The 22,385-nt window shown below is 52.2% G+C and carries 23 protein-coding genes; 11 read left to right on the top strand and 12 right to left on the bottom strand.

The annotated features are described in order from the left end of the window. The first annotated feature begins 83 nt into the window (after nt 1–83). From RCJ00_RS10695 to RCJ00_RS10680, 3 genes are all read left to right on the top strand, one after another. Nucleotides 84–4,385 carry an RHS repeat domain-containing protein gene (locus RCJ00_RS10695; RefSeq protein WP_316221871.1) on the top strand — a complete coding sequence of 1,434 codons (4,302 nt, stop codon included), beginning with the start codon at nt 84–86 and terminating at the stop codon, nt 4,383–4,385. A 255-nt stretch (nt 4,386–4,640) separates the two neighbouring features. Next, the gene (locus RCJ00_RS10690) at nt 4,641–5,150 is read left to right on the top strand and encodes a diacylglycerol kinase family protein (RefSeq protein ID WP_316221870.1); all 510 of its coding nucleotides are present in this window, start codon (nt 4,641–4,643) and stop codon (nt 5,148–5,150) included. Nucleotides 5,151–5,743: 593 nt separating this feature from the next. Next, nucleotides 5,744–6,481 carry an IS3 family transposase gene (locus tag RCJ00_RS10680; protein ID WP_316221869.1) on the top strand — a complete coding sequence of 246 codons (738 nt, stop codon included), beginning with the start codon at nt 5,744–5,746 and terminating at the stop codon, nt 6,479–6,481. 177 nt (nt 6,482–6,658) lie between these two features. On the opposite strand, the gene RCJ00_RS10675 is transcribed toward RCJ00_RS10680, so the two are convergent. Beyond that, a complete protein-coding gene (locus RCJ00_RS10675) occupies nt 6,659–7,375 on the bottom strand; it encodes a UCP034077 family protein (RefSeq protein ID WP_316221867.1) in 717 nt (238 codons plus the stop codon). A 135-nt stretch (nt 7,376–7,510) separates the two neighbouring features. On the opposite strand from RCJ00_RS10675, the gene RCJ00_RS10670 reads away from it, so the two are divergent. The 8 genes from RCJ00_RS10670 to RCJ00_RS10635 all read left to right on the top strand — a co-directional run bounded on the left by RCJ00_RS10670 (nt 7,511) and on the right by RCJ00_RS10635 (nt 14,234). Continuing rightward, nucleotides 7,511–7,837, top strand: coding sequence for a hypothetical protein (locus RCJ00_RS10670; protein ID WP_316221866.1), 327 nt, complete (start codon nt 7,511–7,513; stop codon nt 7,835–7,837). Continuing rightward, nucleotides 7,834–8,355, top strand: coding sequence for a prepilin-type N-terminal cleavage/methylation domain-containing protein (locus RCJ00_RS10665; protein ID WP_316221864.1), 522 nt, complete (start codon nt 7,834–7,836; stop codon nt 8,353–8,355). Before RCJ00_RS10670 ends, RCJ00_RS10665 begins: the two co-directional genes overlap by 4 nt. A gap of 7 nt (nt 8,356–8,362) precedes the next feature. Next, nucleotides 8,363–9,094 carry a hypothetical protein gene (locus tag RCJ00_RS10660; protein WP_316221863.1) on the top strand — a complete coding sequence of 244 codons (732 nt, stop codon included), beginning with the start codon at nt 8,363–8,365 and terminating at the stop codon, nt 9,092–9,094. Further along, nucleotides 9,091–9,609, top strand: coding sequence for a hypothetical protein (locus tag RCJ00_RS10655; RefSeq protein ID WP_316221862.1), 519 nt, complete (start codon nt 9,091–9,093; stop codon nt 9,607–9,609). The genes RCJ00_RS10660 and RCJ00_RS10655 overlap by 4 nt, the downstream gene beginning before the upstream one ends. A gap of 23 nt (nt 9,610–9,632) precedes the next feature. Beyond that, nucleotides 9,633–10,067, top strand: coding sequence for a hypothetical protein (locus RCJ00_RS10650; protein WP_316221861.1), 435 nt, complete (start codon nt 9,633–9,635; stop codon nt 10,065–10,067). A gap of 8 nt (nt 10,068–10,075) precedes the next feature. Further along, nucleotides 10,076–11,998, top strand: a complete 1,923-nt coding sequence (gene gspD / locus RCJ00_RS10645) for a type II secretion system secretin GspD (protein ID WP_316221860.1) — start codon at nt 10,076–10,078, stop codon at nt 11,996–11,998. Nucleotides 11,999–12,023: 25 nt separating this feature from the next. Next, nucleotides 12,024–12,638, top strand: a complete 615-nt coding sequence (locus tag RCJ00_RS10640) for a hypothetical protein (RefSeq protein WP_316221859.1) — start codon at nt 12,024–12,026, stop codon at nt 12,636–12,638. Between the two features lie 1,245 nt (nt 12,639–13,883). Then, a complete protein-coding gene (locus tag RCJ00_RS10635; protein WP_316221858.1) occupies nt 13,884–14,234 on the top strand; it encodes a hypothetical protein in 351 nt (116 codons plus the stop codon). A 167-nt stretch (nt 14,235–14,401) separates the two neighbouring features. On the opposite strand, the gene RCJ00_RS10630 is transcribed toward RCJ00_RS10635, so the two are convergent. The 11 genes from RCJ00_RS10630 to RCJ00_RS10580 form a co-directional block, all read right to left on the bottom strand. Next, the gene (locus RCJ00_RS10630) at nt 14,402–14,803 is read right to left on the bottom strand and encodes a hypothetical protein (RefSeq protein ID WP_316221857.1); all 402 of its coding nucleotides are present in this window, start codon (nt 14,801–14,803) and stop codon (nt 14,402–14,404) included. Between the two features lie 168 nt (nt 14,804–14,971). Next, entirely contained in the window at nt 14,972–15,265 is a 294-nt protein-coding gene (locus tag RCJ00_RS10625; RefSeq protein ID WP_316221856.1) for a hypothetical protein, read from the bottom strand. Between the two features lie 248 nt (nt 15,266–15,513). Continuing rightward, nucleotides 15,514–15,951, bottom strand: coding sequence for a hypothetical protein (locus tag RCJ00_RS10620; RefSeq protein ID WP_316221855.1), 438 nt, complete (start codon nt 15,949–15,951; stop codon nt 15,514–15,516). Continuing rightward, nucleotides 15,932–16,270 carry a hypothetical protein gene (locus RCJ00_RS10615; RefSeq protein ID WP_316221854.1) on the bottom strand — a complete coding sequence of 113 codons (339 nt, stop codon included), beginning with the start codon at nt 16,268–16,270 and terminating at the stop codon, nt 15,932–15,934. The genes RCJ00_RS10620 and RCJ00_RS10615 overlap by 20 nt, the downstream gene beginning before the upstream one ends. 258 nt (nt 16,271–16,528) lie before the next feature. After that, a complete protein-coding gene (locus RCJ00_RS10610; protein WP_316221853.1) occupies nt 16,529–16,849 on the bottom strand; it encodes a hypothetical protein in 321 nt (106 codons plus the stop codon). Nucleotides 16,850–17,462: 613 nt separating this feature from the next. Continuing rightward, nucleotides 17,463–17,762, bottom strand: coding sequence for a hypothetical protein (locus tag RCJ00_RS10605; protein ID WP_316221852.1), 300 nt, complete (start codon nt 17,760–17,762; stop codon nt 17,463–17,465). Between the two features lie 74 nt (nt 17,763–17,836). Continuing rightward, nucleotides 17,837–18,106, bottom strand: a complete 270-nt coding sequence (locus RCJ00_RS10600; RefSeq protein ID WP_316221850.1) for an RHS repeat domain-containing protein — start codon at nt 18,104–18,106, stop codon at nt 17,837–17,839. Nucleotides 18,107–18,187: 81 nt separating this feature from the next. Beyond that, nucleotides 18,188–18,514 carry a hypothetical protein gene (locus RCJ00_RS10595; protein WP_316221849.1) on the bottom strand — a complete coding sequence of 109 codons (327 nt, stop codon included), beginning with the start codon at nt 18,512–18,514 and terminating at the stop codon, nt 18,188–18,190. A gap of 1,699 nt (nt 18,515–20,213) precedes the next feature. Continuing rightward, the gene (locus RCJ00_RS10590; protein WP_316221848.1) at nt 20,214–21,086 is read right to left on the bottom strand and encodes a class I SAM-dependent methyltransferase; all 873 of its coding nucleotides are present in this window, start codon (nt 21,084–21,086) and stop codon (nt 20,214–20,216) included. Nucleotides 21,087–21,257: 171 nt separating this feature from the next. Continuing rightward, nucleotides 21,258–21,659 (bottom strand): protein-export chaperone SecB, encoded by a 402-nt coding sequence (gene secB / locus RCJ00_RS10585; RefSeq protein ID WP_316221846.1) that lies wholly within the window; start codon nt 21,657–21,659, stop codon nt 21,258–21,260. Nucleotides 21,660–21,700: 41 nt separating this feature from the next. Next, nucleotides 21,701–22,309, bottom strand: a complete 609-nt coding sequence (locus RCJ00_RS10580) for an aspartyl/asparaginyl beta-hydroxylase domain-containing protein (protein WP_316221845.1) — start codon at nt 22,307–22,309, stop codon at nt 21,701–21,703. Nucleotides 22,310–22,385: the final 76 nt, after the last annotated feature.

Here is a 22,385-nt window from a genome sequence, read left to right as displayed (position 1 = left end):
GTCGCGACTATCATTCTAGATAATGGCGTCGTTTAAGCGGTTGTAAAATTTAATATCTGAATATTGGTTCGGGGGTCCTTCAATTGAATAGCTTAAATACAAAGGCATTGCGTGTAATTATTTTCCTCTTCTTCTCCACCATAGCTATCACCTCTGTCGAAGTGAACGCGCAAAGCTTGGTGCAGCCTCCGATTCTGCAGGTTGTTGATGAAAACGGCATCAATCTTACAGACGGCTCGTTCATATTGCCGGGAGCTAATGTTGGTGTTGGGCGGCAGGGTAGCGGCGTTCAAAGAACCGCATTGTCTGCTAGTGATAATTTTTCAGATACCCTTAAGATACATGGCGTTCCAACATCTTACGACGCCAGCAATAACATCAGCACGCTTGATCTTTTTATGAATGTCAGCCTGGATGGGGTAGTCCATCGGTTTCCAATTGGGTCTTATAACTCAACAGGTCAGCATTTCAATCCTGGGCCATATTCCGAAGTAGGAAGCCCGGGCAAGTTGAGCTGTTCGAGCGATTTCAGCTTGGCCCCTGGTGTCAGAAGTGGGACCTGCACCTTCACCACGCGAGATGGGACGGTGGCGGTCTACGACTATTCAAAGCCAAGTGGTGATGCATTAGGAGCGGTCCAGACCATTACGCGCCCAGACGGAGAAATTATTACACTCACTTATTACGAAGTTCCTGCGTTCGGGTACACTAAGATTAATGCAATCAAGTCCGTGAATAGCAGTCTTGGCTGGATGCTGAAATATGAAGTAAATGCAAATTATGAAGTCACAAAGGTAACTGCTATCAATTCTGCGTTTGACTATTGCGATCCAACGACCGTAAATTGTTCCGGAGTTAGTGCAAGCTATCCTTCTGTGTTACTCACTACCAGCGGTGCAACAAAGACTATTTCGAGAAATGGTACAAATATTGTTGCATACGCCGTTAGCGGTAATACAACTACGATTACGCTTCCCAGCGGGGCGAGCAAATTAATCACTACCAACACCACAGGAAGCTATCTCGGCCGTGTTTCGAGCGTTGTGTTTGGCGGTTCCACTTGGACATACAATTACACTAAAGATTCTGCCGGCAATGTAACTACGACAGTCGGACAGCCTGACGGTACGTCAACTAAGCTAACGGTTTCCTATGACTACAAGGTTGTATCGAGAGCAGATGCCGCCAATCGATTAGAGCGATATTTTTATGACAAGGACTTCCACCTTACAAAGGTTGTGAGTCCGGACGGTGATCCGCTTACTGGAGGTTTCACCAGCTACACTTACGACGGCTATGGAAATGTTCTCACTGTTACGAAGGTTGCAAAAGGTGGGGCGATCAATGGGGTGGCAATAGCCGGACAAGCTATGATTGTCACGGCAACTTATCCAACGAATTGTACGAACGTTAAATTATGCGACAAGCCGGATTACACGATCGATGCAGCTGGAGTGCGGACAGACTATGTTTACGATGCCGGACATGGTGGTGTGCGAAGCGAAACCAAGAGGGGCACAAACATCCAGACAAACTACCAGTACTCGCAGATCACACCGTATTATTATCAGGATGCTTCAGGTGTATTGAAGCCCGGTGTACCGGTCTGGCGGCTGACGGCGGTGACCCGTTGCATGACCGGAAGTGCTGGTACGGACGGGGTTGCGCCGCCATGCTCGACGACGGCCGACGCGAGGAAGGTAGCGATGTCTTACGCGACTTCAGCTTCAACCGTAAGCCCCTACAATAACGTCCTGCCGGTTTCGAGTACTTTCAGCCGGGGCGACGGGTCTCTCAGCCAAACGACCACCTTTACCTATAACGCAAATGGCGGTATCACCTACGTGCAGGCACCGGGCAAGAGTGACGGCGTCCATAGCTTTTACGATCCGCTCGGCCGTGTGATCGGCACCATCGGGCTTGATCCGGACGGGACGGAAGCAAGACCGCGGCCGGCAAGCCGGATAACCTACGACAGCGATGGTCGCGTCAGTCAGGTCGATGTGGGTTCGGCGATAGGCACGGACAAGACGGCGTTGGACACCATGGCGGTATACACGTCTGATAGCAACACCTTCGCCCCCGCAACCGGCCTCGCGGTTGTGGCGCGCCACTACGATAACGGCAACCTGACACACCTGACGCAGCGGTCGTATGACAATCGCTTCAGGGTCGACTGCGTAGCGCAGCGTCTGAACCCGGCGGTGTTTACGACAATTGCCTCGACTTCTGCTTGCAGCCTAGGCGCGACTGGCCCTGATGGCAGTGACCGCATTACCCGCTTTTCTTATGATGCTACCGGCGCGATGCTGAGTCAGATTGACGGTTACGGTACCTCCGCAGCCAGTACCGTGATGACGACTAGCTATGTCGGTATAAACGGTCTAGCGGACTTTGTTACCGACGCAAAAGGCAACAAGACGTCGTACAGCTATGATACTTTTAACCGTCTGGTGAAGACCTGCTATCCAACAGCGTCCAACGGCGCAGTCGCCAATGCGTCGGACTGTGAACAGAGTGTTTATGCTGCCAACGGCCGGGTCGACCATATCGTGCTGCGCGACGGGACGAGCACGATCACTTTCGCCTACGATGGCGTCGGCCGGCTGGCCAGCAAGACGGGAGCGGTATCTGAAAGCTTTGTCTATGACAACCTAGGTCAGTTGACGAGCCACACCAATAATACGACGAACGACACGGCGGCGACCGAAGCCTACAGCTATAATGCTATGGGCTGGCTCACGACGGATAGCCAGCGCTTGGGGGACGTCAAATACGAGTATGACGCGCTCGGCAAGCGCACGAAGATGACCTATCCAGGGGGCTTCTACGTCACTTACGGTTATGACAATGGCGACGAACTAACCGGCGTCTTTGAAAGCGGTGCAAGCAGTCTGTTCAGTTTCGACTACGACACATACGGTCGCAGGTCACACCTTTTTCGCGGTAACGGCCAGACGACGACCTACAGTTATGACAACAACGCGTCGCGTTTGGTGGGCGTGTCGTACCCGACAGATGCCCTTTCGTACACTTATAACTCCGCAGACCAGATCAAGACGAAGACGCACTCCAGCGCCGGTTTCGCTTACACGCTGCCGGGCTCCCTGAACATCGGCGTGGTTTCGAACGGACTGAACCAGATCACATCGATCAACGGCACGGCATTGGCTTACGACACGCGGGGTAACCTGACTGGGGATGGGGGCGCGAACACCTACAGCTACAACGCCAACAGTCTCCTCACGCAGACAAATCAGTCGGGCATAGCTGCGACCTTGACCTACGATGCGGAAAACCGTCTGGCGAGTGTAGCAAAGAGCGCGACGACGCGCTTCTTATACGATGGTGTCGATCTGATCGCCGAGTACGATGGCTCAGGCAACCTGCTGCGGCGTTATGTGCATGGCCCGGGCGAAGACGAGCCGCTGGTGATATACGACTACACGCAAGCGGGGGCCAAATTCTGGCTGCACGCCGACGAACTCGGCTCGGTTATCGGTCTAACTAATGGCTCCGGCGTCAATATCGCCAAGAACACCTACGACGATTATGGCGTGCCGGGTGCCGGCAACGTAGGGCGGTTCCAATATACAGGCCAGGTTTGGCTCCCTGAAATCGGCATGTATAATTACAAGGCCCGCCTCTACAATCCTGCGCTCGGGCGTTTCATGCAGACCGACCCCATCGGTTACGGCGACGGAATGAACTGGTACGCTTATGTGGGCAACGACCCAGTCAATGGGACAGATTCGAGCGGGTTAGATTGCGCGCCGATTAGTGGCAATCAAAATGCCGACAAAGGGGCTATCGTCGTTACTGGTTGTAAATGCCCGACTGGTGCACGGTGTATGACAGGAAGCGCTGCCCGAGATTGGCTATGGCAAATGCAGAACGGTCCAACGTTCTATGGTCCTATGAATTATGGATGGCCTTACAATTCCACGCCAACTCCTGCCCGGACGCCCGTAGAACCCGCATGTCCGGCGGCTTCAAGCGCCACAATGCAAAATATTACAAACTCTGCGCTTCAGCAGGTCGGAAGCGGGGGGGGGACGGCAAAATATTCAACTGGATTTTCTCTGCTTAATAAGAATCCAAATTTTAATTCAGTTGGCTGGAAAAAGGTTCCTAATAGTCATGGTGGGAATACTATATCTTGGCAGCACGATCTTGGTAACGGATACTCTATAAAATTATATCTCAACGATAATCATCACAATCAGCTTAATACGGCGGCAATTGTCAGATCTGGAGTGTTAGATCATGTGATTGATGCTGCTTCGGTTGTCTCTGGTCTTGATGGCGATGATTCCCGAAATTATAAAATTGGTGTCGGTTATCTAAAATCTGCTGGGAAATGTGAGGTTGAAAATGCTGATTAAAATAAAAAAAATACTCATACAAGTCGCAGTAGTTTGCATAATTTCAGCACTTTTTTCTTCCATTTCTATGTTAATAAATTTTAAATCGGCATTTAATGCTGTTTGGATATTTTTTATTCCGTCTGTGATTGCAGTTATGTTTAACGAGGGAAGGCGGAGCCAGATAATTATGTTGTCCGTTCTTATGTTCGTATCCTTTATAATTGCGGGAGTTTCGGCTGTTCTGAACGGATTTTAACGATCCGGATGCAGAAAATGGATCGTATTATATTCCTGTTGCGAGTCTCAGTTGATTTGGAAACAGGATTTAACAGGACGTGGATTGGATTGCGAAGTCAGAGTTGCGCCCGTGAAGGGCTTTGGTGGAGAGGACATAAATTGACTGGCTTCAAACTCTCAATACGACTGAAAAGCTTTACTTTCGCCTTTTCAGGGCTTGGCTTCATGCTCCGTACTCAGCATAATGCCTGGCTGCATGCTATAGCGTCGTTAATCGTTTTGTTGACAGGGTTTGCCTTACATATTACAATCTCAGATTGGCGCTGGCTGATTGTTGCTATGGCGATGGTCTGGGCGGCTGAGACCTTTAATACGGCAGTTGAGTATATTTGTGACATTGTCTCGCCTGAATACTCCGAAAACGTAAAACGTGCGAAAGATATTGCGGCTGGAGCGGTTCTTCTTTGTGCCTTTTCTGCATTTCTTGTCGGAATTTTCACTTTAATACCATATATTCCGAATATTGGTATTTTCTTTAGACAGTAACACTCGGCCGAGACTATGAATTTGGCGTGATCGAAGAGGGGGCGGATATACAGCTTTTCTCCGTCCCCGCGGTTCCAAGTATATCAAGTAATCGTTTCCCGGACCGAGCTTGCCATTAAATTTTTCACTCACAGTAGGATTGCTTCTTACTGCAAGTGTATTTGACGTGCCGCCCGTTGACGCCCTCATCATAATGTAGAGTCTGCCCACCAAAGGAGCAGACAAATAAGAAAGAGCCGTTTCACCGAGTTGCAAATCATCGAGATAATCAAGGAGTGGAGGCAGGGGTGCCGACTGTGGACGCCTGTCGCAAGCATGGCCTAGTTCTAAAAGCTAGATATGGCAGTCTGGAGGTTTTTGAAGCCCGTCGGCTGAAGTCGCTGGAGGATGAAACGCCAAGTTGAAGCGGCTTTTGGCTGACGCCATGCTGGACAATGTCGTGCTGAAAGATCTCTTGGGAAAGCCCTGACGACACCGCAGCAACGGTGCGAGGCAGCGCTCAGAGTTCTACGGGATCATGATATCTCGCAGAGCCAGGCCTGCCGGCTAGTCGGTGTCAATACCAAAACCGTTCGCCGCGAAGCGCCACCGGATTGTCCGGACATTCGCCAAGGATGCAGAAGATCGCCACGGAGCGTCGACGCTTCGGTTATCGCCGGGTCGGCGTCTTGTTGGAACGAAAGGGCTTCAGAACGAACCATAAGAAACTCTACCGGCTTTATCGTGAAGAAGGCTTGTCCGTACGTCGCCGCCGCGGGCGTAAACGCACCCAGTGCTCGCGCACGCCGGTCCCGATCTTGCTTCGCCCGAATGATCGCTGGTCGTTGGATTTTTTGTCTGACACCTTCGGCGCCGCCCGTCGGTTCCGCATCCTCGCGGTCAACGACGACTGCTGCCGTGAGAACCTGTGCCTAGTCGCCGACACAAGCCTGTCTGGCGCAAGGGGTGCGCGTGAACTTGATGCGCTGGTGCGCCTACATGGCAAACCTGGGGCAATCGTCTCAAATAATGGCACCGAGTTTACCAGTCGGGCCATCCTGGACTGGGCCAACCCCAATGGTGTCGCCTGGCGCTATATCGATCCCGGCAAACCCCAACAGAACGCATACATCGAGATCTTCAACGGAAGCCTGCGTGATGAACGTCTCAACGAGGAAATCTTCGACGGCATAGCCGATGCACGCCGTAAGTTGGCCTTGTGGAGGTACGACTACAACAACGTCAGGCCGCATCCTTCTCCAGGGAACAAAACTCCCGCCGCCGCACGCCGAGTGCCCGAGCTATTGAATAGCTATGCGCTTCGGCGCGCTTGCACATCAACAAAACCATGAATACTATAACCCCAGACTCTCGCTATGACTGTGGGAGCGATCGGAGCACGTCAATCCGCCCGCACCTTCGGGCTGTGTGAGAAAACGGATCGTTGCTTATGTTCTCCACTGCGGCGATGCGATCAGGGTTCTGCAAGCTTTGGCATCAGTTGAACTTGTTACCCGATTGTGTATCAATTAATGTTTCTTCGGGAAATTGATCTGCACGTTCTCCTGGCCGAACGCCATCAGGTAGGGACCGCATTGCGACAGGGCTGAGATTGCCTGACCTTCGGAGCGAAGACTGGCGTCATTAATATTGACACCTGGCTCCCTGATGATCGTCGGTGGCTTCGCCAGATTTCCCATCGGCGAAAAGCTAACTTGTAGAGTAACAGGCAGAGAGGATTTGTCGGCTATGCGGTTCCAGCAGGGGGCGATCGCTTTCCAAAGATCATTCTGCGTTTTATTTGGCGTCTCATCTGTTTGTACGTGCGCTTCCTCTTGGGATTTTGGCGCTGACGCGGGGTCTGATTGTGGCTGAAACGGATTTTCACCCAATGCATCCGAAATGGACTGCGCCGGATTGGGCTTTGAGACGCTGAAGTCTGATACCTTTTGATCGGTTGCAGCCATTTCCATGAAGGAACTGAAACGCGATGTCTCGGGAGAGGGGGGCTGGTAGGCCTGGGCTATAGCCTTCACACTCTCATCATGCCCCATCAGATCGACCTCGACACTTTCGCCCGGCGCATCGGTTTCCGTTTGGCCTTCGCCTATTACCGTCATGTCCGCAAATTTATCGCTTGTGGACACGAGAAAGGCGCTGATCAAGGCGGCATGCAAAAAAAGGGAAATCGCAACAGCAATGAGTTTTCTGCGGGCTCCGACCCCCTTTTTCACCCCGACTTTCATACACAACTCCATACTACGTCCGGTTGCCCGCTGGGAAGGGATCTGATATGTTTTTGTTGGGATTTTTGCGCGCAGTGCGTATGGGGGCGTTCAGTGGACTTGCGAGGTAGGGGAAAGGGCAATTCTGGCTTTGCCATGGTTGACGCCATGGTCGCCGTTGCCATTATTTCCTTGCTCATCGGCATTTGCATTGGGTCTGCGAATATCATTCAAAAATACACCCGAACCACGACTGAAACAAACGATGCGCGGGTTCTGCTTACCGCACTTCTGGAGACATCGCCACGCGTACCTGGCGTGTACCGTGGACAAAACGCAGGTATGCGTTACGACGTACAGGTTGCGGCCGAAACCGTTAGCGAGTTTCATGTTTGCCGGATTGATGCGGCTGTTCATTCTGCTAAAACTAACAAAGTCTATCGTTTGACCGGTATGCGCTGGTGCGCAGGCGGTACCGTATGACCAAACCGTCTGAAGCCGGGTTCACCCTCGCTGAAATGCTGGTCGCGCTTGTTGTCATCAGTCTGGCGTTGGCGGGAATTTGGCAAGGGAGCCGTATTGTCAGCCGCTTGAATATGAAGGTTGAAGCAGACCGCACGTCAACCCTGAAGTTACGGGAGTATGAGGCAGAGTTGAGAGCCAAACTTGAGCCGCTGCAACCGATTTTGGGCGACGCGGTTATCGGCTCTTCGCGCGCCCTTCGGTTCGCCTGCCAGGCCGGCGAGGCGACACCCAACTGTGCACTGTCACCGCCCTCTGGTACCTTTGCTTATGTGTCTAATGGACAGGTGTTTTCCGATTGGCCGCCGTTAGCGAGTGCAGAGACGCCTGGTCAGAAGCCGCGTCTCCAGGCACTCATTGTCCGTAATACGGCCGAGAAAAACCTTATCGTCGTCACATTGCCCGTGGAGCACCCTGCTGATTGTCAGTTCGATATGATATCAAGAGCCTGCCGGGAAGTGGTACCCGCCGATGAATGATCTTTCCTTGTCAGAACGTAAGGCCAACAAGCCGTTTACCCGTATTGTCAATGCCCCACCCGGATGGCCATGGGATCAATCGCGCGTAGCAAGCCTTGAGGCGCAGCACACCTCGCCGGTCTCCGGGGCGGATGTCAGTGTCATTGTTCGTCGTCTGGAGGCGTGGCGGCCAGGTCAGCCTGCCAAATTTGTGGCGATCTATATTCGCGATGCGCAGTCTTCTCAGGGCATCAAGTTCGAGGTTGATGTCCAGGGACGAAAACTCATTGTCGAACTTCCATCGCCGCAACAACGCGCTGCGGTAGCCAGTCAACGCCTTTGGACGGCTGGCTGGCTGGTTGCGCTTACTCTGTCTGTCTTTGCAATGGGGGCGCTTGCTCTCCAGCGTCGCGGCGTGGAAGACGCGCGACTGTCCGAGTTGGAAGCACAAATGGCCCGTAAGGCGCGGCAGGCGGTTGGCGTAACCCGCGCGAAGGCGGATGCTGTTGCTTTGTCCAAACTCGATATACAGGGGCACACGATAGATAACGCCTTATTGGATTTGAAACATTTGAGTTTGAAACGCGATCCGGCCGTATGGCTCGACGCGTTTTACTGGAAAAATGGCTACTGGGCGGTTGAAGCGCGTGGCAAGGCATCACCGGTTACGGACGCAACGGTTCCGTTGGAGCGGTCATCCAAACCGGTCCGCAAGGATGTTTGGCTTTGGGTGGCCGCCCAAAAGGATGGCGCGCAATGATGGCCGCGCGTTCATCCAGATTCTCACTGACCCGCCTGCCGATCGCCGCTTATTTCGTGGTAGCGGCAGTCATTGCCATGTTTGCGCTGTCCTTGTTTCTGTCTCAGCCTGGCCGCGCCAAGGCCAGACTGGCGGAACTGGAGCGACAAGCTGCCTTGATCGAGGCGGCGTCACAGGCGAGGGGAGACCTCGTAGCGTTCCCGGTTGGAACTGTTTGCACAGGGATGACCGGAGATGCCTTGAAAGGCCAGTTGGGTAAATCGCTCATGGCAAGTGGTCTGGTGATCGAGGCGTTCGACCTTGAGGCCGCGTCCCGGATAGGGAATGCGCCTGCGTTGCAGGCCTATACGGTCTCGCTGAAGGCCAAAGGCAGTTATGAACAGGCGCTTACGGCGATGGCGCGCCTGGCGCAGTATCGCCCCCAACTGTTCCTGGATGCGCTGAGCCTGCGCAACCAAACGGACTCGGTTGACCTGAATGTAGAGGGGCGCCTGTTTTGCAGATCGAAAGCCTAAAACACGTCCTGGGAGCAGGCGCCGTGACGTCTGTAGCGCTCCTATTGCTGTCGATAGTCATCGATCCAACCCATTCGGATAGGGGACGTCTCGACACGGCGGCGCAATCCCTCGCCAGCGCTCCACGTGTTGGTCCCGTCGCGAAAAACGCGTCTTTTTCGACCAACCTGGCAGCCCTTACAGAGCGGCCTATTTTCGTCATGAGCACAGGCGCCAATGCCTATACAGAGAAGGCGTTCCAACTTTTCGGTGTATCGATTTCCTCAGACCGGCGCGCCGCCCTGGTATCAATAGATGGGGCACCCGCCACTTGGGTTAAGGTTGGGGAATTGCGCGGCGATGTGCAACTCATCGACGTGAGTGCGTCGACCGCGCGCTTCGATACCCCGATCGGCGAACGGTCTGTGACCCTGAATGATCCGGCGCCGTCTGCGTCGGCCGCGGCTCCCGCGGGATGAGGACTTGTATGCGACTTAAATCTGTTCTTTTAGCCGGCGCTTTGGTGCTTGCGCCTATTTTCCCGACGATCGCCTTGAGCGCGCCCGCGGCGTCGAGTGCCAAGACCTATACCTTCGTTTTCAAGGATGCGGACATCACCCAGGTGGCCGAAGAGATCCTCGGCAACACACTAGGGGTGGCGTACCGCGTTGAGCCTGGCGTGTCTGGCAAGATGAATTTTGCCATTGAACAACGTCTAACCAAGGCACAGCTGCTTGTCGCTTTTGAATCTGCGCTCAGCCAGTATGACGTTGTCATGATGCAGGAAGGCGACAGTATCGTCCTGAAATCGAGGAAGACCGCATCGATTGGTGGCGCCATTACGACAGATAACACCCGTGGCGCTGGCATCGGATTTCAGATCAGAGCCGTCCCAATCAATTATGGCTCCGCAACCGAAATCGCCAAGGCGCTCAGCACCGTCGCCAAGTCCGACATGGTCTTATACTCTTCAGATAAGATGGGTTTGATATTGCTGGGCGGGCGGGCCGAAGAGCTCGACAATGCGCTGAAGACGGTGGCGCTCTTCGATCAAAGTACGTTGAGCGATGCTCGCATTCGCTTTTATTCGCTGGCTAACGCCAATGCCAGCACTGTCACGGATGAGCTGAATAGCCTTCTCAAAGCCTCCGGAACGTCAAGTGCGACCTTGGCGCCAATGAAGCGCCTCAATGGTATTTTTGCCTTCTCGCAGTCGACCCAAGTCCTAGACCAGGTCGGGCAGTGGGTCGCCAGACTTGATGTTCCATCTCAGGATCCGACGATAAAGGTTTGGGTTTATCATCCACAAGGTGCGTCGGCGGAGAAACTGGCTCGAACGCTGAATAGTGTTATGGGCAATATGACGACAGACATGACACAACCGGTGCCACAAAGCTCCACGACCGCACGGACTACGGGAGCCGCAGCGGAAGAGGTGGCGGCAACGCCAGGTTCGGGATCAGTTACCGGCGAGAACGGAGTGCGTATTTCTGCGGACAAGGACACCAACTCCCTCATAATCTACGCACCGGATGCCGTCCGCGCAAGGTTGCGCGATGTATTGGCCGAGATCGATCATGAACCGGCGCAGATATTCATCGAAGCCTCTATTTTAGAGGTCAGCCTGAATAAGGACCTGAGCTACGGCGTCGACTGGTCAAAAATTGCTTCGCATGGCGATTTGAAAATCAGCAATTTCACCACCAAGTCCACTAGCTTCGCACCTATAGCTCCCGGTTTCAGCATCAATTACGTGGGCAACGATATCTCGGCGGCGATCAACGCCCTAAGTTCTCAATCAAAGGTCAAGATTGTTTCTGCACCGAAGATCACGACCGTGGAGAACTCGCCGGCTATTCTGCAGGTCGGCGACCAAGTACCAATCGTGGTACAGTCTGCTCAGTCCACAAGCACAAGCAACGCGCCCGTCGTGAACTCGGTCGATTATCGCGATACCGGCGTCATGCTCAAAGTGACCCCCCGGATCACCGGCGAAAAGCGCATTATGCTGGAGGTCAGCCAGGAAGTCAGTTCCGTGGTCAAGACGGTGACGTCCGGCATAGACTCGCCCACCATCAATCAGCGAAAAATCGACAGCAATCTGATTGTGCCGGAGGGAGTGGTTGTGGCCCTGGGCGGGATGATCAGCGCGAGTGACAGCTTAAGTGACAACGGTATCCCTGGGCTTAAGAATATTCCTCTTATTGGCGGCGCGTTTAAGGGGCAGACTCATTCGCGCGGCAGCACCGAACTGGTCATTCTTCTGCAGGCCCGAATATTACGGACGCCAGCGGATTATTCCGCCTTATTTGCCAGCTTCAGCGACGACCTTCAGGACCTGGTTCAACAAGGCATTCTCACGCCCCGTGATTCAGCCGAGACATCCGCTCTTGCGCCAGTCCGCCCCTGAGCCCGCCAATGCAGGATACGCCAGTGTGACCGCTGTCATCCTGTGCGCGGCAATTTCGCTCGTGTGCGCGGCAGGCTTTACACTAGCCTCGGCACAGAAGCGGCTCGCTCAGCGCGAATTTGCCAAGGTGCAAGTAGATGAAGCTATCAATATCGCGATCATGCGGACGGGACTTGCCGTTGCGCGCGAACAGGGCGATCATACGGTATCAACCACTGAAATAGTAAAGGTGCCTGGCGGGTCTGTGCAGGTTTCTGTACGCGCAGAGTTCGAAGGCCGGAAATGGAATGCTACGAAGTCGACGGACGTCAACGACGTCGTTTTGGGCCGCGTTACTGAAATGTCGAAGGATCAGATTTCTGAACTATTGAACCTGGCCGCAACACCAAAACGTGGTACGGATTGTGTACGCAGCTTGTTTTCATCGTACGGTAACGCAGATCCGGAGAAGGCGTTGCCAACAGGCACAAGTGCAATTTATGTTTCCGGAGGGCACGATGGGCAGGTATGGCGATTGCGGGCCAAGGCTATCGGTCGCGTGCAGGAGTGGTATATTCGCTATACTGGCGACAGCGCTCATATGTTCGCCGTGATTACGCAACAAGATTACCCAGCCATCCGGTTTCCGGACTGCGCGTAGCTCCAACATCCACGTTGCAGCCGGTAACAATAATCAAAGTGGCATAAACTTTTTCAGACGTGATGCTATGTTTCGGACGAGGGCCAGAGTGGCGGAGCCGCTATCGCCCTCTGGTGTGACGCCCTTGGAACATCTATGCCACCTTAAGGCCTACTTGAACGGGCGTTAGGGCCGCTCTAGGCGGACAAGTGGACGGCCAATGTGAAGTAATGGGGCGTTTCTCTAACACGCTATAGCACTAACTTTCAGTGACAATCAGATTAATCGACTCGGAATCTGACCAGTCCGCGCATGTTCCGGTTCCTACAATGGAAATTTGTTTGCCGGTGGCATAGGCGGTTAATATCAATGAGAGCATTGATTGGCCAGCAGTTGTATTGGAATTAAAAGCCCACCGGGTGGGAACTGTCGCGCCTTGGCAATTGGGCAAGGTTGTCCTTTGACCCGTGTGGTTGAACGTGACTATCCCGGAAGAAAGAACTAAAACTTTCTCCACGTTTCCAGCCCCCGTACTCGATGCGTTCGCTGAAGACGTAACAAAATAAGATGCCAAAAGCAGAAGCAGTGCCCTACCTGCTATTGATGCGGACCGGCAACGCCTAGTAGCGGAATGAGGCGGTATCATATTACACCTTTTATAAATTTAGGGTTGAATTAATTTGAACAACGATTCGCAGTTTCTTGGAAATAAAATGGGCTGCGCTTTGCTCCGCATTCAACGTATTCCTGCCCTGAGGGCCATTTCTCCATCGCTCACTATCACTAAAAATCAAATCTCAAATAATATTTATAGTGCGTGTTAATATTGCAGATATAATTAGAAATGTTTCATGAAGCGCAAAAACCATCGGAAGAACCTGTCATTTGCTATTATTAAAGCGAGCGCCTACATTTTTTCATAAATATACACTATAACTATAATGCGTTTTATCTCATATAAAGTATATGTTGGACAGAAATTGTCGCTTATAAACAACATTCGCCACTCAACTAAAATTTCTCATCTATTTAAAATCTTATTGACGCGCGTTCAGAGGCGGGTTATTCAGTACACATGCTATGAAAACATGAATATATGCGCTTACTTGGTGTGGTCTTGCGTTAATTCTAACAATGTTTGTGCCGATACAGAGGCATGCTTGGGCAGGGTGCTAGTAAAAGTAGAATCTCATGCTAGCAGCGTCGTAGAACGTCGATGCATTATTAAGCGTGCTTAAATTTGACAGATTGAATAGGAGAGATAGTATGAAGAGGACGCATAGCCGGCTTACGCCAGCATTTGTGGCTGCCGCCTTATTGGTATCGGGCGTTTCTTTGGAAACCTCGGCAGTTGCGCAAACCACTTCACTTGTTGAAGCTGTTCCCTCGAAATGGCGCCTACAGAATTATATCGGTGGCAACGTAAGAGTTTATTTCACCGGATCTACATGTGATTATGGTAATATAACCATGCCAGCCTCTTCAACGGCAGAAGAATTGAATCGATTCTACTCCACCGTAATGACCGCGAAAGCAACATCAAAGACCATGGGTATATACTATATATATGATGGATCTTCATGCTTTGTGACCAGCTTCTACTTGAAAGAAGAGTGATGTGACGCAGTCCTCACCTGATGCTTCTGGCTCGTTACCCCGCAATAGTATAATGATAATTTGATTTGCAGTCGACGTTCACGGCCCTAGGATGCGGCATGTAACGTAACGCTTAAATCCGGAAGGTCGACGATTTGCGTGCAAACATTCACGCACTGCATTGAAGTCTACCGATAGCCGACCTTGTCCACGCGAACGTATGAATAGCCGTCATAGGTTACCCTTATCTCAATTGCGTGACCGACTTCACTGGCGTCAATCGAGAAGGGAATTCCGAAGTACTCATAGACATTTGAAGCGGACCAGGCATTGCGGAACAACGTCGTGATAGCAAGTTGCTTGCTTGCAGTCGAATCCCATACATCGAGTGTGACAATTGGTCGTTGGTCGGCGGTGTTATTATCGACCAGCATCTTCCACACAGCCGTGTGCGCCCCTTGAGGAATAGAAGTAGTATAAGGGCCGTAAAGCAGGATTTGTCGATCAGTGTAAATATTTGCCGCCCATCCGTCCCCATCGGCAAATCCAACCTGATGATTTAGACTCTCCGCTTCCCAGGATTGTGACATGGAAGCCAGTGACGGGTCATGAGAAACGGTTGTGTCCAGACCTACCCTCCCCACTCGCAGATATGAATATCCGAGGTAATAGGTGCGAAGCTCGATTGAATGGCCCAACCGAGCGGTATCGAGCGTCCAAGGCAAATAGAAGTACTCATAAGCGTGAACGGCTGTCCACTAGCTTCGTTTCACGGTCCGTGTCGCGAGTATTTGGCCTACAGTGGCATCATTCACGTCGATCCGGACGATATCGAAATTGTCGTTTGTATTATCGTCAACCATCATTTTCCATATGCCGACATGATCGCCCGTCGGAATATCGGAGACATAGGGGCCAAACGAAACGTAGTTTGGGGTGTCCGCTATAGTAACGGCCCAGCCGTCGTTATCCAGTGCTCCGATGGCGTGCGGAAGAGCATCCGCTTCCCATGACCTCATCGCCTGTGATGGGATATAGCTATTCTTGAGCACTCGGTTTCCCGCGCTATCGTATCCATATCGCGTGTAATTGCCTTCCGACGAACCCGCAAAAACAAGTCGCCCGAGCGCATCATAATTGAATGCCTGCTGCCCAGCCTGAGCATTCGAGCAGAGACCCGCCATTATCAATATTGCCGGTATTTCATTTCCTAATCGCATCTCGATTTCCCAACCATAATCCCGCCCAGAATTAGAATTCAACAATCGGAAGCAACGGCCTATGTCAAATACTGCTGATGTTACCAAATTTGAATAACGTGTACCGTGCAGGTGGCGTCATCAACTCCCAGTTCCAAATTCTTACCCGTCGTGAACGCAGCCAGTACCATCGAATAGACTGCCATCGCATTATTACTTTTCGCCGTGACGTCCGCACCCTGTCCTGTCCACTTCAAAAACGTTCCTGCCGCACAGGCACCAGCAGGTTTGTCGATCTTGAAACCAAACTCGATTGGCATAAAACTCGCCTCGATCATGGTGACCTTAACGCTCGAGGCTAGAACATTTGCCGCAAGCGTATTGTTACTTGTAAACGCTCCAACGAGAATTCCAGTGACCAGCAAATTTGAAAATACTCTTTTCAATTTTACTTCCTCTCTTTCTGAATTTATTTTGCCAGAGGCCGTTAGCTGCAAAATTTGCTTTTTGTCGACAATCTTACCGATGAACGGAGACATATCCGATAGATTCAATACCGCTTTCCACATCGCATTGACCTGTACCCGAAATATCGATGGGTAAATCAGATGCAAAAGCTAGGTAAAGGCCCGCCAAAATAGCTTGCCCGGCGGGTGTGGAAACAGAAAAATCCAACTGAATGGGCGTATTGGTAGCGCAGCTGGGCATACCCGACCGAGGTTGTTCTAAGTAAATCTGAACGACACCGGCGTTGTTGGGGATGATATTCTTTACATGCACGCCCGTAACAGAACTGGCTCCGGCAGGAAACGCCGCAATTAGTAACAGCCAGGTGGCTAAACGTAAGCTTTGTTTCAAAGTATCTCTCCTAGTTTGTTAACTTTTCCCGACTTCGCGAGGAGGCGTTGACCCCGCTAAATACACGCCGCGACGTTGCTTTCGCTCCGCAGATTTTCCGCGCTAGTTAGGTGTACGCCAACAGCGCGTCGGCCAGTTAAAAGCGCGGCTTAAAAAAAGTAGCTGCCGTTGTATAGACAGTGGAGTCAGACGATCACGCTTCATTCTCACCAATTGAGGCAGGCAAGCCTGAGCGATTAGCCATTCAATTTTGCGACCTCAGGCCAGAACCTGATACTCAGAAATTGCGCAGTATCCACCTGTACCGACCGTATAGGTAATAATAACCGATTTTTGCATCGAAAAGGCGGTTAGAAGGCCCGATACATAAGCCTGATAGTTCGCGTTATTAATGTCGACGTAGAACAAATTGCCAGGGCAGTTGGGCGTTGATGTGTCAAGATACACACGGAATGGCAGGTTAGAGGGTCCAGAGAGGAAATAGCTGGCGAGGCGACCAGTATAAGTTTCTGCCATCGCGTTCCCCGCGAAGGTCATGCCAAGCGCCAGAAGCAATAGCGTTGCAACGGTTTTTTTCATCGAATTATTCCCATGTCTAAGTTTACGAGCTGGTAGCTTCTGATTGAAGCTTATGTCCGAGCTCAGCAAAGGGGGGCAGGATGTGCAGACGGCGGCCCGACCTGTCAGGTTACTGTGCTGTTACTTTTACAGACAAGCCTCCGATTGCGGGAAACTCGAGCTACAGCTACGATCCCAGGGCTTGGTCACATTTTTACGCAGACTGTTGGACAATCCCGCGACGATTTGGACAATCCCGCGACGATAGGGATACAACCTACGCACTCTATGTCGGGCCTAGGCCAGTAGGTACCATTATCCGTAATCGAAATCTGCTTTCCCGGCCTTATGTCGACATCGTGGCCGTTAGCACGATTAACTGGCGATGGTATGCGCTGAAAGTCTATCGCTAGTGGGCCCCTTGACAGTCGGGAGTAGTAGTTCTCCTTCCTGACATCTGAATTCCTGACGAATTAAAATATACTAGGGATGATGATTGCCGTCATACTCGAGGCGTGCACCAACAACCGTTGCTAGGCAGAGCGCAAATCGCGACTATGACCAAGTCGATGACGTCAACATATAGACATTATATCTATTCCTTAACTCTTAAAGAGATCACTGTAGGTGAGTTTTAGGTGCATCCATCTAACACAAAGCTCACTTGATGTTTAAGGCTATAGGCGGTTAACGCCATCGCAGTTAACTGCTGATTTGCCGGAAGATTGGATGGAATTATATAACTCGTTGCGTCTGGACAATTTTCCGGATTGTAGACTGTACCATCAACGTAAATTCTAAGATTTGGCTCGTACCAACCGCTGTCCAACATTTTAATTCGACTAAAACTTGGTGAGCTTGCGGGCGTTGCAGTGGTTGAACTGGAAGACAAAGCCAAAATTGCTGCTACACACGGTATCAAAGAACGTTTCATAAGATAGCTCCGAAATAGTGAACAATCATTGCGCATATAGAGCGATGAAGCCGCCTTGCCGACAGCAAGGGGCGTCAAGGCACAGGTATGACCACGCCACCCAGCAACGGCAAGACTACGACCTTTTTGCTGGCCGGAGCTGTTCCAGCTACGCGTTGAACCGCGACTCGATTGCCGGCTGCGTCGTAGCTGTAGGCCACACTGCCTCCATCGGGATAAGTGACCAGGGTCAAACGGCCCAAGGCGTCATATTGGTAGGATGTGGTCGAGTCCGCCGCCGCCACATTTGCGACCGCCAGCCCCCCGAGGAGTAGGGCTACGGCTATTCTAACGATTTTACGCATTTTCAACTCCATTTTGGATCAAAGATCTGAAAATATCCCCAGGGATCGGGGCTTATGCTTGCAAGTATAAAAGGGCGAGATCTATCCAGGCACAAGATAGAAGCTATTGATCTCGCAAGTTGTTGGATTGTAATAAATGCCGACAATCTTATTAGACATTTTCGCCGAGAGCACCAGACTCCAAAAACGGTTTTTGGCATCGGCAGGGCCGGTCGCCGGTATGAAAAGTTTACCATCGATGCATGGCGACGATGTATGATATACATATACTGCGCCATCGAGATAATCCTGCAATAACCAGGCAGTCGGATTGCTTTCAAGCGAATCCGCTCTTGCCGGTATTGTTGAGAAGCCGGCAAGTACTGACACACCAAGCGCCAACCAAGCTGGATTCTTCCTAGACGTCATGTTTCCCCCATTGTATCCGAGCGCCCGAAAGGTGGTAACGCCTATGTGCCCACACCTCAGATTGAACCAAGTTGGGAAAACGCACAATAGGTGATAGGTTTTTTTGTACCGTTTTGAACCTTAGATTAGGCTTTAGAAGCCCGACTCAAAAGTTCATGAGACATAGAAGTACCTTGCGAGTCTTGGGACCCGTAGTTTTGCACTGGCGATTACCGTCCATGCAGCCGCAAACCCAAGGGATCGAAATCTGTTCGCAACTTTACAACCTTCGCCACTCCTCTTAATCTGAAGAGTGAATGAGCGATCGTCAAATCGTCAAGCACATATAATATTCAGACGCTTAGTGACTTATTAATATCCGTCGCCAACTTCGTTGAGCTAATAATTTTAAAATCGCGGATGCTATTTTTTAATTTCCTCAGCAGATAGGAAATTGAATCAGACGATATGGCCGTACTCGCTCTCGAGGGGCGGATGAATGCGCCCCTCGCGCAAGTCATAGCGCGTTACTGCAGGTTTCTTTGCGCTAGATACGAACGGGAGTCGGGCTCAAACACCCGCAAGTTCGAAGTGTGGCCGACTGTTGCGATTAACACGGCGAAAAAGTCCTTCTTCACGTCGACAATGACGAGGCTTTGCGGGAACGGACGGGTGAAGTACAGTCCCGGTCGTTCGGTTCTGTCATGCATCTCTGCACCGCTGATGCCGTTTTCGAGGGTGGTGGAACATTCTTTTATACCGGTGAGATGACACACCGCGGGGGGGGCCTATCTCTTTCAGCCGACACCCTGGAGTGTTTTAAGCAAAGATCTTTCAGACTGAGGTGTGCTCGTTCCCTTCGGTTCCGGTCAGGTTATAATTTTTCCAGGACACTGGCCTCATTGCGTCACTCCTTTTGTGGCCGGAGATCCTGGGAAGCCAAGAGTAACTTTGCTGGTAAACGGCTGGTATGGAAGCGACAGCCGCGATGTGTAGTCCAGGCAGAACAGATCACTTAATTCTGCGGCCGGATCCGGGGCGACCATTGTACAGTCTGCTGCACTCGCCTTGGCCAGTTTTGCGGTGCCGTCAATTCTGGTGACAGTAGTCTCCTTCGAGAAATTGAACAGCCGCCATGATCCGCGACAGGGCGGCTTTATCTGCGAACCTGACCTCTAGCGTCGGGACAGTTCTAGCTCGCTGCCCGGGCATCCGTCCGGGTGAAGCTGGTTACTAAAAAACCCGCTTCACGTCACACTTGAGGTTCTAGATCTGGGACAGATGGCTGCTGTAATGCCGCAGCGTGACGACGCTGTCCGCTTCCAGTATGTGCTACCTTTAAACCTCCCAAGAATCGCACAAATCGATCCAAATAACGTCCCCAAACCAACTGTCTGCGGATTGGCTTAATTATGGGGTCGACTAAGGTGATCACCCTTGAATAACGCGGCGCCGCTGACTGACCGAAACAAGATTCCCGATGGTAGCCTGTCGCTACCTAACGCGATGCCAATCTTTTATCTTGGCTAGCGTTAAACGGTCAGGGTGCCGATATTCGGGGCCGGAGCACCCGGGCACGCGCGCGGCACTTCGAAGTTTTTCCCTTTCCAATTCTCTGTTTAAGGGGGGCAAAATGGTTCTGCTACGCGTATCGGCGTATTTGAGCTAATTTTCCGGCCAATTTTGATCAGAAAATTAGCTCAAATTTTTTGCAATGGCCTTACGCCGTCGCCGTCAAGATCCAGGCGCAGCCAGACAGGACAACACCTTCGGGCGTCAGGCGGGTCTCATAGGCCTTGCGTAGCGCGCCACATACCGCCGTTCGCACGTCGCCCGGTTCATCAGCCAACAATCGGCTCAAAGGCCCTATATGGAAAGAGTTGGCGACGGCATCGTCGAGTTGCGCGTCTGGCGTTGCGCCAATACCAAACAGGAGCGGGGCGTCGAACGGTTCGATGCTGATATTCTCATACCCGGCCTCGCGAAGGATACGATTGACCCGGTCGCGATCACCGAATGAAAAGGGGCCTGGCGCTTCCGGATCTGGCTGCGGCAACGGTTTAACAAAGGCTCTAGCGGCCTCGAGCGGCAGGCATGCGCCGTCATTTTCCCGCACGCTACGCCACGTCACCATGGCCAGCCGCCCCTTGGCCGAGAGGGCGCGGCGCATATGAGTAAAGGCCGCGACGGGATTGGCAAAGAACATGACGCCCAGCCGTGAGACCAGCAGATCGCTCGCTCGAGAGTCAAACGGGTGGTTCCCAGCGTCGCCAAGCGCAAAATCGATGGCCAGGCCTTCAGATTTCGCCCGTTCGCGTGCCCGGCCAAGCAAGATCTCCGAGATATCGATTCCCAAGATATGGGCGCCTTCGCCCAACTGTTTTGCGAGGGAGATCGTGGTATCGCCCGTGCCGCAGCCTATATCTATCGCCCTCTCACCGGCCGTGGGAGCCGCCGCCGCCAAGACCGCATCGCGGTATGCCTTTAGCATCGCATCGAAGCGCGCCTGATGATCAAGCCAGCTTTGTCCGGAAGACCCGTTCCAAGCGGCTCGTGTACGCGCATCCATCTGAGACAAGGTTGGATCGGGCATGTCCATCTCCAAAACGCTTATAGGCGACAGGAAATCGACGCACCGTCAAGCGGACGTCGCTAAAGCCCTTTCGGCTGGCCGCGAGATTTTTCAGACCCGCACTCGATGTTGTTTACAATCTGAAACCTGATGGCGTCGGAGCAACGCGGAGCGATTACAGCAATATAATTCCTATGGGCGGTAGTTGGCTTCGAAATCGATCGGATCGAGTATCAAAGCCGGGAATCTACCCTTCATCAGAAGGGTATCTATCGTTTCCCGCGCATACGGGAGCAAAATGGTCGGGCATTTGGTCATGAGCACGCGCTCACGCTCTGCCGCCGAGAAGCCTGACAACTGAAAGACGCCAGCTTGTAATACCTCTATCGCGTAAGCGCCATTACCTGAACTCATGGCAACCGTGGAAATTGCGAGGACAACCTCGGTCAGCCCGCCGGGAATGTCTTCGTGCGTCACATTCATGTCGACCTTGACTTCCGGCGCCCATTCGCGCGTGAAAATAGCTGCGCCCGACGGCGCCTGGAATGACAAATCCTTCAAATAAATTTGCCGTATGGAAAAGTGTTGCGTCATGATTCTGCTTTCAATTGCGGAAATTTCAAAGTCCCTGCGCCCTACGCGACCAGGGGACCATCCAGATCAAATACGGTTTCGCCCGGCTGCACATAGTCGAGTATGAGGTGAACGCGCGCAGTGGTGCCGTTATTGCGGACGGCGTGGGTGCGGCGATTATTGATTTCCCACATTTCGCCTTCCGGCATGTGAAATTTCAAGCTACCCACCCAAAACAGGCTATCTGGATTTGAGATGAGGGGAACGTGAATCCTGTGGCAACGCTTCAGGGAGTCACCGTCATCTATATGCGGCTTAATCTCGGCGCCCGGCGGCAGCCGCGTCAACAAAGCGCGAATAAAGTAGCCCGCGCCACGTTGTTGCGCTGTGCGACGTTGACGCATCGTCTGGAGATAAGTGCGGCGAATATGGTCCATAAAGGGCTGTAAATGTGGTTCGAGCGTTGTAAAGGTCGCATGGTAGGTCGGATGGGTGTGCCGAAAATCCGTGTCCGCAATGAGTTTAATCGTTTGCGTGCTTATGTGGGCGTTAAAGGCCGTCTGACGGCTGGCATCTGCATTCCATGCCGCCTCATCGAAGCGCTGCACTATGGCTTTCAACGCCGTGATGTCGAAGCTGCCAAGTTTCAGGGCATCGCAGGGAAGATTCATGGACGATCGGCCAGAGTTAAGGAAGGTCGTTTGAGGCTACATGCATATGCAGACCAATGTCTAGATAGATCATTAC

It is taken from the genome of Asticcacaulis aquihabitans, assembly GCF_032490435.1.
Classification (GTDB): domain Bacteria; phylum Pseudomonadota; class Alphaproteobacteria; order Caulobacterales; family Caulobacteraceae; genus Asticcacaulis.
Note: the sequence above shows the minus strand (reverse complement) of the source record. Positions and strands in the feature narration are given on the sequence as shown.

Bases quoted from the DNA above. Each gene is read 5' to 3' on its own strand.
- RCJ00_RS10690 (WP_316221870.1), top strand. From the start codon at position 4,641: ATGGATCGTATTATATTCCTGTTGCGAGTCTCAGTTGATTTGGAAACA.
- RCJ00_RS10675 (WP_316221867.1), bottom strand. From the start codon at position 7,375: ATGAAAGTCGGGGTGAAAAAGGGGGTCGGAGCCCGCAGAAAACTCATT.
- RCJ00_RS10670 (WP_316221866.1), top strand. From the start codon at position 7,511: ATGGTTGACGCCATGGTCGCCGTTGCCATTATTTCCTTGCTCATCGGC.
- RCJ00_RS10665 (WP_316221864.1), top strand. From the start codon at position 7,834: ATGACCAAACCGTCTGAAGCCGGGTTCACCCTCGCTGAAATGCTGGTC.
- RCJ00_RS10655 (WP_316221862.1), top strand. From the start codon at position 9,091: ATGATGGCCGCGCGTTCATCCAGATTCTCACTGACCCGCCTGCCGATC.
- gspD (WP_316221860.1), top strand. From the start codon at position 10,076: ATGCGACTTAAATCTGTTCTTTTAGCCGGCGCTTTGGTGCTTGCGCCT.
- RCJ00_RS10635 (WP_316221858.1), top strand. From the start codon at position 13,884: ATGAAGAGGACGCATAGCCGGCTTACGCCAGCATTTGTGGCTGCCGCC.
- RCJ00_RS10630 (WP_316221857.1), bottom strand. From the start codon at position 14,803: ATGTCACAATCCTGGGAAGCGGAGAGTCTAAATCATCAGGTTGGATTT.
- RCJ00_RS10620 (WP_316221855.1), bottom strand. From the start codon at position 15,951: ATGTCTCCGTTCATCGGTAAGATTGTCGACAAAAAGCAAATTTTGCAG.
- RCJ00_RS10610 (WP_316221853.1), bottom strand. From the start codon at position 16,849: ATGAAAAAAACCGTTGCAACGCTATTGCTTCTGGCGCTTGGCATGACC.
- RCJ00_RS10605 (WP_316221852.1), bottom strand. From the start codon at position 17,762: ATGAAACGTTCTTTGATACCGTGTGTAGCAGCAATTTTGGCTTTGTCT.
- RCJ00_RS10600 (WP_316221850.1), bottom strand. From the start codon at position 18,106: ATGCGTAAAATCGTTAGAATAGCCGTAGCCCTACTCCTCGGGGGGCTG.
- RCJ00_RS10595 (WP_316221849.1), bottom strand. From the start codon at position 18,514: ATGACGTCTAGGAAGAATCCAGCTTGGTTGGCGCTTGGTGTGTCAGTA.
- RCJ00_RS10590 (WP_316221848.1), bottom strand. From the start codon at position 21,086: ATGCCCGATCCAACCTTGTCTCAGATGGATGCGCGTACACGAGCCGCT.
- secB (WP_316221846.1), bottom strand. From the start codon at position 21,659: ATGACGCAACACTTTTCCATACGGCAAATTTATTTGAAGGATTTGTCA.
- RCJ00_RS10580 (WP_316221845.1), bottom strand. From the start codon at position 22,309: ATGAATCTTCCCTGCGATGCCCTGAAACTTGGCAGCTTCGACATCACG.